Below are 13,958 nucleotides of genomic sequence, written 5' to 3'. Positions count from 1 at the left end.
AAAGTTCATCAAATTATTTTTGGTTTTTACGTTCTGCAGAGACTTCAAGAAATGCTTGGGCGAAACGGAAAAGCTTTTGTGCTTCCGGATCTTTCATCATCCTTAACAGACCAAAAAGACCGATCACATCATTATTCGCTTCTGCACGATCCTTAGCCTCGATGGCATTAGCAGCAAGCCCTTTCACTGAATGGACCACAGGTGTCGCGATCTCCGAAATTGCGCTGACCGTATCATTTTTCAACACATCATCAGTCGCAACCGATTGAGCGAAATCATAAGACTTTGTTAAAATATTCACTAACTCAGTTAGTTTTGGTAACTGCTCGACTAAAGTGTTCAATGATTCCTGAACCTCAGGCTTTAATAATTGGTCCAGTACATCTAATTGTTTTTGGCGGGCATTAAGTTGTTCAGTTTGTGATTGGGTAATCGTTTCTGACATATCCAATTCTCCTTTGCAATAAGCATTTTGTTGATGTAATTAGAAAAACTTGTAAAATATTACACAATGTGAGACGAGAAAAAATACTAACAAAAATGTAATAAAAGCTAAACTATAGTATATCCCTTTAGTGGCTTGAAAACAGCTGATTTTTTAAAAAAGATTCATAAAATCATCTTTTCCTGCTTATTTGAAGTACAGATATTAATGAAAGTTACCTGTTTTTACCTAAAGTATACTGTAAGAGGGTGTCTGCCATCGACGCCTGTCGTACATATTTCCATCTTGATTTGCCATCCTAAATGATGGAGGTGAAAAAATGTGACGGATTCAGAATCTAAACTTACAGAAGAGAATAATGATAAGAAGCTTCATAAACTGGTTGGCAGTATGGAATATACTAAAGCGCAACTAATCGAAGGTATGAATGGAATTTCTGAAGTTTACCTCAAAAACAGCGAGGAAAGCACATCGGAAACACCTGATAAATAATATTGTTGTGTAAGCATAGCCACACAGTTATGCTTACTTATTTTTGTAATAAATCGACTCCTCATTCTCAAAGTATAGTTGTTTAAATATTCTAAAAATACCCTTGACTTTATCATGAATTGACGTAAGATAAGGTATATAGCCATGGTGTAAACAGGTAGTTTTCTACTCTGCCATCGCCTAAAATGGACTCGGTGACTTAAAAGATGAATCTATAAATAACTGTCGAATCTAATAGACTTCGCTGGCCAGCGAAGCTAATCCTAGATCAAAAACCAGTTATATCAATTATTTCTCATTGATATGACTGGTTTTTTTTATTTCATCATTCACCTTGTCCCGTTTTTGGCCTGAGAAAATCCAGCGGCTGGCTACTACTCATTCACACAGTTGTATTTAGCGATGCAAATGGCGAGAGGCAATGTCAAAAGGTATAAAGTATTTTAAATCTTGTAGCAGGGGTGGGAATTATATGATAGGTACGAAGCAAACTAGGCTCGCAATTGATGTAGGCGGAACATTTACGGATGTTTTCGTTTTTGATGAAAGCACGAAGGAAATTTCCATTACGAAAACGTCGTCTACTCCTCTGAATCCAGAGGTCGGTATTTTGGATGGAATTGCGAAAGCGGAAATCGATTGTGAAAATATAAAAGTTTTTTCCCATGGTACAACAGTGGGCACCAATGCCTTGATTGAAAGGAAACTGCCAAAGACAGCATTGATCACATCCGCTGGATTTCGGGATGTATCGGAAATCCGCCGAGGAACCAAGCTTGAGTTATGGGATACATATGATGATGTAGCCAAACCGTATATTCAAAGAAGAGACCGTTTTGAAGTGGAAGAGCGCATCGATTTTGCTGGGAATGTCTTGACGGAAATCAATGAAGAGGAAGTACGGTCACTGGCAAGGAAATTAAAACGACGCGGTACCGAATCCATTGCGGTTTGCTTCATGAACTCGTATGTAAATGGAAGCAATGAAGCGAAAGTGAAACGAATCATCCAGGAGGAACTCCCGGATGTCTATATATGCATTTCAAGTGAAGTCCTTCCTGAGATTTTTGAGCATGAGCGCATGAGTACGACGATCGTCAATGCCGTTTTGGGACCGACTGTCAGCAACTATATTAAAACCCTTGAAGGTGAAATGAATAAACGAGGATATGAAGATGACATATTAGTGCTTCACTCAGGCGGAGGGGTGATGACATCCCAAACCGTTCCCCGTTATGCGGCAAGACTTGCAAGCTCCGGAATCGCTGCAGGTGCGATTGCCAGTAAACATATCGCCCAGCTTTGCGGCTTTAATAATGCCATTGGTCTGGATATGGGAGGAACGAGCACCGATATTTCCTTGATGCATGAAGGAGATTTGCGAATTACCAAAGATTGGTATATCGAGTATGGATATCCGATTGGGTTCCCAAGTATCGAGATCTTGACGATAGGAGCAGGTGGCGGAAGCTTAGCTTGGGTGGATGAAGGCGGTTCTTTACGCAATGGCCCTCAAAGTGCAGGCGCGGTTCCTGGACCTGCTTGCTATAGCAGGGGCGGCGTGGAACCGACCAATTCCGATGCAAATATTGTTTTGGGACGGCTTGGCACAAAGCTACTGGATGGACAAATGGAACTGGATAAACAAAAAGCGATTGAAGCCGTGGATAAGATTGCCAAGAAATTCGATTATACGATTGAAGAAGCGGCGAATGCCATCACACGTGTGGCCAATGCCAATATGTGTGATGCGCTAAGGCTGATTTCAGTCAGAAGGGGATACGACCCCCGCGACTTTGCACTTGTGGCTTTCGGTGGGGCTGGACCTTTGCATGGGGCATACTTGGCCAAGGAAATGGAAATCCCGACTGTCATCATCCCGCCGCATCCGGGTGTAGCCGCAGCAATGGGATGCTTGCTGGTCGATGTTCGTCATGATATATCCAAAACCTATGTCAAGAACGTCAAGGATGTATCGGTAAAGGATTTAGAGAAAGAATTCATCGAAATGGAAAAAGAGGCGGCTGAGTTATTGCAGGAAGAAGGGGTCGCTAAAGAAGCTTCCACATTGATGCGCTATATTGACATGAGGTATATGGGACAGTGGCGTTCATTGGCGATAGAAGTCGATTGCCCGATTTCTTCATTGGAAGAGACCCTTGACCGTTTCCATCAAGAGCATGAACGCGAATTTTCGTTCTCCGATAAAGAACAGACCGTGGAAATTTACGGGCTGCTCGTTACCGCTATCGGAACTGTGCCAAAACCTGAATTTCCGACTTATGAACCTGGGGGGACACTTGCTGATGCCTTGAAGGAAACGCGTGATGTCTATTTCGAAGAGGAAGGGTATGTGAATACGAACGTGTATAACCGGGAACTCATTCCGGCCTTTTCGGAAATCAAAGGCCCTGCCATCGTGGACCAGCTTGATACAACGACTGTCATTCCACCAAATTTCACGGCTAAAGTTGATAAATACAGAAACTTGATTCTTTCCCAAAATAAATAAGAAGAGGTGGATTTCATTGTCGAATAAACAATTGATTGACCAATCTGGAGTTGGAATAGGTTTAGATCCGGTGACATTTGAAGTGATAAAAAATGGCTTCGTTAACCTTGTAGATCAGATGGCTGAACAAATCCTTCGGACATGCTATTCCTTCGTCATTTATAATCGGGATTTCAGCTGTGCGCTTTGTGATGCAGAAGGAAATACAGTCATGCAAGGAACGCAGGATATTTCGGTCCATGTAGGCACACTGCATCTAACGGCAAAGGCGGTGCTAGAGGACTTCGAGGGTGATATCCACCCTGGGGACGTTTTCTTGGTCAATGATCCGTATCGGGGCGGTACTCATTTCAATGACACCCGGGTTCTCCTGCCTGTTTTTTATGAGAACAAGCTCATTGCGTTCATGCAGACGAATGGCCACTGGGCCGACATGGGCGGCTCGACACCCGGCTCCTTTGATATCAATGCCAAGGAACATTTCGGCGAGGGAGTAAGGATTCCGCCGCTCAGGATATATAGTAAAGGAACATTTTTAAAAGATGTGGTCAATGTGCTCGTTTCGAACATGCGCGTTCCTGAAGAACGTGTCGGTGATCTGCGTGCTCAAGTGGAAGCGGCCAAGGTAGGCGAGCGCCAGTTGTTTGCCATCATCGAGAAGTATGGAATCGATACGACTTTATCTGCCTTTGCGGAAGTGCAGAATTATGTGGAGCGTTTGGCAAGGGCCAAGGTTGCAGCTTTACCGAATGGAACATGGGAGACTGTTGATTATATTGATATGGACCCGGAAGCCGGAGACGGTCTGATCCCGATCCGGGTTAAGATGACCATCACGGATGACGAGATCCTTTATGATCTTTCTGGATCGCATTCTTATATCGGCTGCTTTTTGAATGCTGGTTTCGGAGCTTCTTTATCAGCGGCATACTCAGGAACCAAAACATTCTTTCCTGAAATACCCCTGAACTCCGGTTTTTACAGAGTGGTGAAGATCGAACTGCCGGAAAACTCCGTCGTCAATGCCCCGGCACCAATTGCCGTAACCGGTTTTTGTTCAGGGGCCTATGAAAAAATCATGAGTGCGTGCTTTGAACTTTGGTCCAACATCATGCCGGAAAGAGCGATCGCATGCTCATTTAACCTGGAGTATTTACTGATCGGCGGTTGGGACCAACGCCAGGAGCAGGATAAATACTTCATGTGGTACGACTGGATGGCAGGCGGACATGGAGGCCGCTATGATCGGGACGGTGTGAACGCCACTTCGCCGACATTCGGTTTGGGGCTCAGCGTACAGCCCTGCGAAGGGCAAGAAAGATTGTCGCCTGTCGTGACGATGAAGCACGAAATCATTACCGACTCTGCCGGGCCGGGTAAATACCGCGGCGGGTGCGGTGTAGAAAAGGGCGGTACACTCACGAATGTCAAAAACACCGTCATGTCCTATTGCTGTGACCGTTCTCGTTCAATAACTTGGGGGATTTTTGGAGGGCTTCCTTCATCCCCGCATGGAGCATGGCTGAATCCGGGCAAGGAAGACGAACGATATTTAGGTGCGATTTTCTCCAATGTAAAAGTACAGCAGGGAGATTCATTTGTACGACCATCAGCTGGGGGCGGGGGACTGGGAGATCCGCTTGAAAGAAGTCCCGAAGCTGTTTTGGAAGATGTTATCGATGAATATGTTTCAATCGAGCGGGCTAAAAAAGATTATGGAGTCGTGATCAAGGAAATCGATAAAGATCTGGATTTATTCGAAATAGATTTGGAAGCAACGGAACAAGCTAGGTCTTATATCAGGAACAATCGCAAACAATGGCTTGAGGAAAACATACAAAGCGTGGAAGATAAATTCGCCAATGGCGAGCTGGATAGTCTCGATGTCATTCGCCGGTATGGTGTCATCATCGATTATGCAACGAATAAAGCCTTGCCGGAATCAACAAAACAGTTCCGTGCATCCATGAAAACCCGTTCATTGGCTTATTGGAAATAACGTGAAACAGGTTCCGAATTCACTCGGAACCCCAGACTGCAGAACATCTCGAAAAAAACGAGTTTGCCTGCAGTTTTTTTTCAGTTGATTTCAGAAAACCCCTCCCTTTCCGCCGACTGTCTGCCAAGCCTCCTCACCGCAAGCGGCTGCGAGGTCTCGGCTAGCCAGTTATTCGGCAGGAGTGTCGCAAATTTCTTCAATCTTTTAAGGGTTTCATCCGTATAAAATAGTAAAAAACATAACCAAAGGTTTCTTTTAAAATTATGGTTTGGATTTAGACCATTCCGTACCTCTTTTTGCCGCTGCTTTCTCGGTCCGTTGTACTTCATAATTGCTTTGATATCTTCCATGTTTCAAGTTTTCATCCTTCTAAAAAGACTGTAGGCAAAGAGTTCGGAAAACGTATTTAAATAATGTTCTTGAACCAACTGACCTAAAGTATTACCTTCGACTCCAAGTATGATTTCCATCTGTATTTTGTAACAAAGTGCGACTCCCCGACCGCCCGCGGATAAGCGAGTTTCTTGAGCGGAAATCAACATCCCAATCGTGATATTCTTAATGGAAGCCCATCAATTCCTTCACATGTTCACAATTATCTTTGGAAGTGAGCATTTCCAAGAGCGTAAAGGCAACATCGAATGCTGTGGATGGATTGTAGGATGTAATGATATTGTCCGTGACGACAATCGGTTCGTTCACGACAATCGCCCCAAAATCTTTTAGCTGCCCCTGTCTCTTACTGGTTGGGTGGTTGTATGTTGTGGCTTTTCTTCCATTCAATATCCCGCTTTTTCCTAGTGGGAGGGAACCTACACAAATGGTTGCGATGATTTTGTTCTTATTATGAAAATGCTTGATCACATCAAGAAACCTCTGATCATAGGCATCCTCATAGAAACCGGCTTCTTCAAAGCCTCCTGGAATGGCCAGAGCATCGTAGTCATCAAGGTTCACTTGATCGAGGGTCAGTTCGGGCTGCACGATGAAATTCCAGGTGCATTTTAATCGTTCGTGAAGTCCCACCGTAACCAGGTCAGTGGTGCCATCGCCCTCTAATTTATTCCACCCCAATACATCTGTAAACACACTTGCTTCAACCGCTTCGAATCCATTGGATAGCAGCATCAATACTTTTTTCATAACAGCATCCCCCTTATTTATATTTGAATTAATTATATAAAAAGCAAATCCCTTTATACATACGATTAATTACGTATTCATCACATTTCTTTTTATTTTATAATGTATTTGAAAGGATTCTGTTAATAATAAAAAGTGGGGGCGATTGAGTTGGATCGAACGGATAAAAAAATACTTTCCTTGCTGGAGAATAATGGGCGCATGTCCATGAAAGAACTGGCGCAAGAAGTGTCCTTAACGGCACCAGCAACGAAAGAACGTGTGAATAAATTAGAGGAAAGCGGAGTGATAAAGGGGTATAAAACGGAAATATCACTTGAAAAACTTGATAGGAGCATTACGGCATTCATATTATTCGAAACGGATAGATGCAAAGATTTTTATCAATTTAGCTTGAGCCACCCGGAAGTATTGGAATGCCACCGGTTAGCCGGTCAATACAGTTATCTTATTAAAATAAGTACATATTCGATGGAAACGCTGGAAGACTTCGTCGATGAAGCCATTAAATACGGGAAATCTTCCACCCATCTGATCTTTTCTTCCGCATCGAAAAATGTTTTTTCAGGAGAGGAGATTTAACCAGCTTCAACACCTTCTCTTTAATATATGAGCGATTAGCAGGAAAAAACTCCACACATATAGAAAGTAAATAGTAACAAAAATCACAGTTGGATGTTCAAAAAGGGAGTGGAGAAGAGTGAGTTTTGTTTATGATGAAGATAAAATAATGGAATTCCTTTTGCAGAATAAAAGTGAGTTTGAAGAATATCTTTTATCAGCAGCGGTCAATGTCAGGGATAAAATCGAAGAAATCCTTCTGATTGGAAATGTCGACCTTTTGAATAATGCACATAAGCTCGTCCGTTATATAGTGGAGCAGAATGAAACGGATTTGATTGCCTTTGCCGAACAAGAGGGAGTTACGTGGGCAACCCACTCCTTGACGCTTTCATTCAAGCTGGAATGGATTCAGGCCCTCCGCAGAACGCTTTGGACCTTTCTTTATAAGTTCGAACAAGAAAAGAAAGCGTTTATTGAGGATTCCAAGGTCTTTTTTGATTTAGAAAAAATAGTGAATGAAAAGGTTGATGAATTTCTTAAATCCTTTTTCGTCAGTTACTCCGATTACAAAGACAAATTGATTCTCGCTCAGCAAAACTTGGTGGAAAATCTGTCCGTCCCGATCATTCCCATCACTTCCACCACCTGTGTCCTTCCGTTAATTGGGACAATCGATTATTCACGGATACAGATAATCGAAGAAAAGGTATTGATGGAAATAGGTAAACTTCGGATACAAACCTTGATCTTGGATTTGTCCGGTATCATCGAAATCGAAGTTGAAATGATCACTGATTTGATGAAAATCCTCGATGGAACGGCAATGATGGGGTGTAAAGCTGTGGTGACTGGATTACGCCCAGAGGTTGTTACGAAAATGATCCGTTCAGGGATTCAGCTCGATAATAAAGCAGAAACAAAGGGGACGCTGCAGCAGGCCTTGAAGGACTATCTTGTAGTCACCTAAATCGTGAAGTGGGAGTCGCCATGTTTTGGTGGCTTTTTTTTGTAGGTAATTTGGAATATTGAGGAAATTGTTTTGCTGTTTTTTTCGACTAGAATAAGTAGATATGTATAGAACAACGATACATTTATTCATTATAAGTACAAACTTTTACTGATTCTCGAAATGTAGGTATGTAGGAAACTAGGGAGATCACAGTAGATCAAGATCAAAGGATCGTTTGTAGGTGTGAAAAATTCCTAATGAAGGTTAGCCTGAAGCAGGTTAACTTTTTTATTAATCGTTAAGTAGCGGCCGCCTATCCGCAAACACCCTCATTCGTATATGGTTTAAGATCCATTTCTGAATCTCCATCTTCTAAAAAAAAAACTTTGTGCCGACTTCTTCCCCTTTCATTCCAACCAATAACCCCTTTCTATAATTATAGCGAACTTTCTTTCTCACTTGATGCATAAAAAAACAACTTGTAAGTCACTAAAGAAAAGCAAAATCATGAGTTTCTTACATGAGTTTCTTAAATGGAAACGCAAAATTCATTATTGAAACAATGTTTTAATTTTTAACTTATATAATGATTTTCATGAAGTTGAGCCAAGTAACCGTTCTTGTTCCGTACCCTTTCTCGATAATTTGATAACTTAGGAAACTCATTTTTATTAAGGCAAAAATATTCTAGTGATTGGCATTTTATATGTATGAAAGGTATTGGTAGTCCCAGCTATTGATGCTGCAGCCTATCAACAGGAGAAATGGAGATGGTGAAAATATAAGAGGTATGTTCATCGTTTTAAGGGGTTTCTAGAGGGATTCAAGAAAGGTATTGTTGCAACTTCATTTAGTAGGCATTTAAATCTTCATAAAAATAAGGAGGAATTGAAAAAATGAATGTAAAAAAGGTTCTATTTAAAGGACTGGCAGCGACAGCCTTGCTGGTATTCGTGACGCCTGCATTTGCAAGCGCGGTTGATCCAACTGAAGTATTAGGAAGTGAAAACGGTAAAGGAGCCACTTCACATGGCCATATCACAATAATGCCAGCAGATGAAACAACAGGTCCAACTGACCCAATCGTTCCTAGTGAACCGGATGGGGAAACAGGAAATACAGGGGCGCTAACAATTGATAATGTCTCGCCTTTAGAATTTAATACCCACCAATTATCCGGTGGAGCTGTGGAATATTCAACAACTACAAAAAATCCAAACGTCCAAATTACGGATATTCGTGGTACTGGTGCTGGCTGGACATTACAGGTCTCCACTTCACCATTCAAGGGTCTAACTGATGAATCGATGATTCTAAAAGGTGCCACTGTTACACTTCCAATCGGGACTGCAGTTACAACTCCAGGAAATGTTTCACCTGCACCAGAATTAAGGGAAGTACAATTAGGTACTGATTCTGCAGTAACTGCACCTCAAATCCTTATGTCTGCTCAAGATTCAAAAGGAATGGGAACGTGGGTAGATCAATTTGATCCTAGCAGCTTGAAAATAAATGTTCCTGCAGGAAACTTAGCTGGAGAGTATGTCTCAACATTAGCTTGGAGTCTATTGGATGCACCACAATAATATAAAAAACCATGAGGTGAGGAAGATGAAAGTAATTACCCTGTCAGTGGCAGGAAGTATGATTCTGGCTGGATTGATCTTTTCGACAAATTCAGCGGAAGCAGCTGTCGTGAATAGCGCTATTTCAAAAAATTATATTGATTTTATTCCGGATGAGGGTATTACCAAGCCGGTGGATCCGGTTAATCCAGATGAACCAGATCCACCAAGTCCGGTAGATCCTATAGATCCAGACAATGGCGGAACGGGAAATAGTGGATCTTTAACTTTGGACTATGTCTCCAACATCCAATTTGGAACCCAAAAAATTATGAGTGGGAACACTACATATAACGCAAATAATAAAGACCCATATGTACAAGTTTCAGATAAACGCGGAACGGGCGAAGGATGGGTTTTGACAGCAAAGGCTTCTGAATTAAAAAATAGCACTGGGGAGTCTTTACAGGGGGCTGAGTTAACATTCAAAAATGGACAAGTAAAATCACAATCATCAAATGTTTCCGAACCGCCAACGGCTTATGACGTTACATTTGATAATAGTGATTCAAAAAAATTCATGGAGGCACCTTTAGAAACTGGCCGCGGAACATGGCTGGACGTATTTTCAGGTTCTGACGGCGATAATAGTAATGTGCAACTAAAAGTTTTGGCTGGTTCAGCTGAAGCCGAAAGTTACAGCGGTACTGTAACATGGGAATTAACCGACGCACCTAGCTAAATACTCAAATAGGGCTTGGCTTTATAAGAAATTATGTAAGCCAAGTTCCATTAATATATATCACATCATGTTGAAACTAGAGGGGGATATAGATGAAAAAAGGGCTATTTATTTTGATTGTGTCCTTATTGATTGGATTAGGAATCATTTCCCAGAATGAAACAGCCTTTGCTGGGACCATGGAATATTCAATCAAAGCCAATATTCCAAAAAACCAAATCAATAAGAAGTTGACTTACTTTGACTTGTATATGAAACCGGGGGCCGAACAAACGATATCTTTAACAGTGAAGAATAACTCGAGTGAAAAAATCGACTTAATGATTGAACCGAATACAGCCGTAACCAATCAAAATGGAGTGATTGATTACAGTAAAAATAATCAAAAAAAAGATCGTTCATTAAAGTATGCATTTTCTGATCTCATTTCCCCAAAACAAAAAGTAACGTTAAAAGGAAATCAAACGAAAAAAGTGCCTTTTACGATTCAAATGCCAGATGAACCATTTGATGGAGTGATTTTGGGTGGATTCTATGTGTACGAAATAAATCAAGGTGCCAAAAAACAAGAAGATGATAATGTTCAAATCAACAATGAATTTTCGTATGTGATTGGCGTCAAATTGACCGAAACGGATAAAAGGGTAAAACCCGATCTAAAGTTAAATAAAGTTCAAGCAGGATTGATGAACTATCGCACAGTGGTGACTGCGAATCTGCAAAACACGGAAGCTATGATTGTCAATAACTTGGAAGTGAATGCTCGAATTACGAAAGAAGGAAACAGGAAGATGCTTCACTCTTCAGAGAAGAATGGCGTATCCATGGCACCGAATTCTAATTTCGATTTTCCTATTAGCTGGGATAATCAAGCGTTAGAGCCTGGCAAATATCATATATATATAACGGCAAAAGACGGAGATCAAACCTGGAAATTTGATAAAATGTTTGAGATTAAAGGTGAGGATTCAAAGAAATTAAATAAAGAAGCAGTTGAATTGGAAAAAGACTATACACTTATTTTTGTAGGGATCGGCGTGCTAATTGCGGTATTAATCATACTGGTCATTATTCTACTAAGAAGGAAAAAAAGCGGGGAAAAGCATGAAGAAGAGTAAAATATTCACTAGAATCACTTTCTCATTTCTCATTATTATGGGCTTGTTTTTTTCAAGTCTTCAATGGCTGGGGCCAGTGGACATTCAAGTGGAGGCAGCCGGTCCATTAGAAGATAATCCTCCATCCGGTATTATATTGGATGGCCTATTTACCACTCCATCAACAGGATCAAATAGCTCCATCATTAACAGTCATCTGGTTTCAGTAACCCCCGGAACCACAAATCAAAAGGGGGCAATTTGGTCGATCGACGATCTTAAAATGGATTTAACCAAAGATTTTACAGCCACAATGTATTTGTATTTTGGGAATAATGGGGCTAATGCGGCAGATGGTATGGCATTTGTGATGCATAATGATTCAAGAGGTGTAAATGCTATAGCAAAATCTGGGGCAAGCTTGGGGGTTTGGGCAGACGAAAGCTATAATGGATCAAAAACATCTGGCATTCAAAAAAGTTTTGCTGTTGAGTTTGATACCTATAAAAATGATGGTGGAAGCAGCTATTTTGATACTAATGTTAACGATGACCATGTTGCATGGGGGTATCCAGGGAAAGCCGATACTTATATAGATTATTCCATTGGTGTTTGGCCGGTACAGAGTAATAGGAGAACCATGAAACATAATAACGTAGATGGTAATACTGGCGTTCAGTATCCTGGTCTGTTATCAAATGGTACATGGCGTAAATTCGAAGTGACATGGGATGCTGCAAGCCAAGCACTCACGTATCAATTAGAAGGAGTAAATCCAGTTACTGTTGCTGTAAATGTACAAGATGTTTTTGGCTCTACAAAAGTTTATTGGGGATTCACTGGTTCAACAGGCCCTACTTACAAGCAAACCAATCGTGTCGCTTTTGATGAAATACCGGATTTAGTAAATGCAGAAGTTGAGCAAACGATAACGAGGCAGGATGATTCTGTTGTTGGGGAGGGCTCTTCAGTTTTTAAAGGTGATGTATTAACCTATACGCTTTATGCGAAATATAACGGTGGTTTACAAAATTGGAAAAATATCATCTTGAACACGGTCTTGAATGATCATGTTACGTTTATCCCAGGCTCCATGACATTGACAACCTCTGGTGAGACTGCCGCATTAGATGATAATTCGTGGTCAGGGCAATCGCTGGCACTTAGTATTCCAAATATGGATTCCACTCAAAATGCAGCGACGGTCTCTTTTCAAGTGAAAGTCAATGCAACAACGGAGGCTGCCTCAGTTACCGAAACAGCTAGGTTTAATGGAGATAACATGGTGATTGATACCAATTCAATTGATTATGTCATCCAGCCTAATCAAGCACCAGAAGTAGCAATAAATGATGCTGGCCCTGTTTATGTATCCGAAGGTGAAGATTATGAAGTGACAGGAACCTGGAAAGACAGTGATGATTCCAAAGGCACTTTTTACTATGAATTGAATTCAGAGGAAATCCAATCTGAAGAAAAAGAGAAAGATGTGTCTTCCGATAGTGCCGACTGGAGTTTTCTCCTTGCAAAAGACCAATTAAATATGGGGGAAAACACTTTTGAAGTGTATGTAACGGATGAAAATGGAGGAAAGTCCAATGTAGCAACGCTGCAAATCATTGTTGTAGAACCGCCATCACTTACACTTGTTGATGCTGATACGGAAATACCTATTGATTTAGGTAGTGGCTACACAATAAAAGGGACATGGAGTGATGCAGATAGTGACAAAGTGGACCTATACTATGTGTTGGATAAAGGTGAGCCAATTAAATTTGCATCTGGTGCAGCAAATGATACTGATAAAGGGGAAGAAGTCAGCTACGAGCATACCATTCCAGCAGATGAATTATCAGTAGGGACACATACTGTATATGTTTACAGTGTGGATGATACTGGCAGACGATCAAACGTGGAAAAACTCACCTTGAACGTCATTGGACAAGTTAGTTTCACCAATGTCGCTACGGATGTTAGTTTTGTAGACATGGAAATTCCTAATCAACCGACATTTGCAAAACGAAATGCCGATTGGGATATTCGCGTGAAGGATACTCGTGGTACCGGCAGTTCGTGGCGGCTGACGGCTACTTTAAGTGAAGATTTTTCTGATGGAGCTGGACATTATTTATTAGATGCCTTAACTTTTGTTGATGAATTTGGAAAAGAAGAAAAAATGGTACTAGGGGTTGCCATGAATGTTTTTGAACATACAACCAAAAGTATAGATGAGATATCCATACATTGGCGAGAAAATCAGGGGATATTATTAAAAATGGAACCTTTTGTCTATATAGGTGATTATAAGGGGAGGATTAAATGGGGTTTAGTGGATGCGCCATGAGAAAAAGCCTATGGTTAATCATTTTTTAGATGATCGAATAAAACCAAATCAAACGTGTTCTTCTCCTTTTTTAAAGTGACGATAAGTCAATTTAAATTGAACAAGC

At 41.1% G+C, this 13,958-nt stretch carries 12 protein-coding genes; 9 read left to right on the top strand and 3 right to left on the bottom strand.

All coding sequences use genetic code 11. The features are described from left to right. Positions 1 to 13 precede the first annotated feature (13 nt). Positions 14 to 445 carry a DUF1641 domain-containing protein gene (locus AC3WLU_RS05705; protein WP_048687523.1) on the bottom strand — a complete coding sequence of 144 codons (432 nt, stop codon included), beginning with the start codon at positions 443 to 445 and terminating at the stop codon, positions 14 to 16. A gap of 321 nt (positions 446 to 766) precedes the next feature. Here AC3WLU_RS05705 and AC3WLU_RS05700 point away from each other — a divergent pair, with 321 nt between their 5' ends. The 3 genes from AC3WLU_RS05700 (at position 767) to AC3WLU_RS05690 (ending at position 5,448) form a co-directional block, all read left to right on the top strand. Further along, positions 767 to 937: a hypothetical protein gene (locus tag AC3WLU_RS05700; RefSeq protein ID WP_492596956.1), complete on the top strand. Its 171-nt coding sequence runs from the start codon at positions 767 to 769 to the stop codon at positions 935 to 937. A gap of 472 nt (positions 938 to 1,409) precedes the next feature. Then, positions 1,410 to 3,449, top strand: coding sequence for a hydantoinase/oxoprolinase family protein (locus AC3WLU_RS05695; protein WP_323602779.1), 2,040 nt, complete (start codon positions 1,410 to 1,412; stop codon positions 3,447 to 3,449). A 16-nt stretch (positions 3,450 to 3,465) separates the two neighbouring features. Then, the gene (locus AC3WLU_RS05690) at positions 3,466 to 5,448 is read left to right on the top strand and encodes a hydantoinase B/oxoprolinase family protein (RefSeq protein WP_492596955.1); all 1,983 of its coding nucleotides are present in this window, start codon (positions 3,466 to 3,468) and stop codon (positions 5,446 to 5,448) included. Positions 5,449 to 5,528: 80 nt separating this feature from the next. Here AC3WLU_RS05690 and AC3WLU_RS05685 read toward each other — a convergent pair whose 3' ends face one another. Further along, on the bottom strand, positions 5,529 to 5,798 hold the full coding sequence (locus AC3WLU_RS05685) for a hypothetical protein (protein WP_427526714.1): 270 nt from the start codon (positions 5,796 to 5,798) through the stop codon (positions 5,529 to 5,531). A gap of 208 nt (positions 5,799 to 6,006) precedes the next feature. Continuing rightward, a complete protein-coding gene (locus AC3WLU_RS05680; protein ID WP_063575154.1) occupies positions 6,007 to 6,591 on the bottom strand; it encodes a DJ-1/PfpI family protein in 585 nt (194 codons plus the stop codon). A gap of 150 nt (positions 6,592 to 6,741) precedes the next feature. Here AC3WLU_RS05680 and AC3WLU_RS05675 point away from each other — a divergent pair, with 150 nt between their 5' ends. The 6 genes from AC3WLU_RS05675 to AC3WLU_RS05650 all read left to right on the top strand — a co-directional run bounded on the left by AC3WLU_RS05675 (position 6,742) and on the right by AC3WLU_RS05650 (position 13,852). Further along, positions 6,742 to 7,173, top strand: a complete 432-nt coding sequence (locus tag AC3WLU_RS05675; RefSeq protein ID WP_034304284.1) for an Lrp/AsnC family transcriptional regulator — start codon at positions 6,742 to 6,744, stop codon at positions 7,171 to 7,173. A 118-nt stretch (positions 7,174 to 7,291) separates the two neighbouring features. Continuing rightward, a complete protein-coding gene (locus tag AC3WLU_RS05670; RefSeq protein ID WP_095679064.1) occupies positions 7,292 to 8,122 on the top strand; it encodes an STAS domain-containing protein in 831 nt (276 codons plus the stop codon). Positions 8,123 to 9,000: 878 nt separating this feature from the next. After that, entirely contained in the window at positions 9,001 to 9,690 is a 690-nt protein-coding gene (locus tag AC3WLU_RS05665) for a WxL domain-containing protein (RefSeq protein WP_492596954.1), read from the top strand. Between the two features lie 25 nt (positions 9,691 to 9,715). Next, on the top strand, positions 9,716 to 10,411 hold the full coding sequence (locus tag AC3WLU_RS05660) for a WxL domain-containing protein (protein ID WP_492596953.1): 696 nt from the start codon (positions 9,716 to 9,718) through the stop codon (positions 10,409 to 10,411). Between the two features lie 92 nt (positions 10,412 to 10,503). After that, the gene (locus tag AC3WLU_RS05655; RefSeq protein ID WP_492596952.1) at positions 10,504 to 11,529 is read left to right on the top strand and encodes a WxLIP family cell surface protein; all 1,026 of its coding nucleotides are present in this window, start codon (positions 10,504 to 10,506) and stop codon (positions 11,527 to 11,529) included. Beyond that, positions 11,516 to 13,852: an L-type lectin-domain containing protein gene (locus AC3WLU_RS05650; protein ID WP_492596951.1), complete on the top strand. Its 2,337-nt coding sequence runs from the start codon at positions 11,516 to 11,518 to the stop codon at positions 13,850 to 13,852. Before AC3WLU_RS05655 ends, AC3WLU_RS05650 begins: the two co-directional genes overlap by 14 nt. The last annotated feature ends 106 nt before the right edge of the window (positions 13,853 to 13,958 follow it).

The organism is Peribacillus sp. FW305-BF15 (assembly GCF_058783805.1).
This window is presented reverse-complemented; position numbering and strand designations above follow the sequence as displayed.

What these genes read in the sequence shown, in the direction of transcription:
- AC3WLU_RS05680 (WP_063575154.1), bottom strand. Translation starts at nt 6,591, where the DNA reads ATGAAAAAAGTATTGATGCTGCTATCCAATGGATTCGAAGCGGTTGAA.
- AC3WLU_RS05705 (WP_048687523.1), bottom strand. Translation starts at nt 445, where the DNA reads ATGTCAGAAACGATTACCCAATCACAAACTGAACAACTTAATGCCCGC.
- AC3WLU_RS05685 (WP_427526714.1), bottom strand. Translation starts at nt 5,798, where the DNA reads ATGGAAGATATCAAAGCAATTATGAAGTACAACGGACCGAGAAAGCAG.
- AC3WLU_RS05650 (WP_492596951.1), top strand. Translation starts at nt 11,516, where the DNA reads ATGAAGAAGAGTAAAATATTCACTAGAATCACTTTCTCATTTCTCATT.
- AC3WLU_RS05665 (WP_492596954.1), top strand. Translation starts at nt 9,001, where the DNA reads ATGAATGTAAAAAAGGTTCTATTTAAAGGACTGGCAGCGACAGCCTTG.
- AC3WLU_RS05655 (WP_492596952.1), top strand. Translation starts at nt 10,504, where the DNA reads ATGAAAAAAGGGCTATTTATTTTGATTGTGTCCTTATTGATTGGATTA.
- AC3WLU_RS05660 (WP_492596953.1), top strand. Translation starts at nt 9,716, where the DNA reads ATGAAAGTAATTACCCTGTCAGTGGCAGGAAGTATGATTCTGGCTGGA.
- AC3WLU_RS05695 (WP_323602779.1), top strand. Translation starts at nt 1,410, where the DNA reads ATGATAGGTACGAAGCAAACTAGGCTCGCAATTGATGTAGGCGGAACA.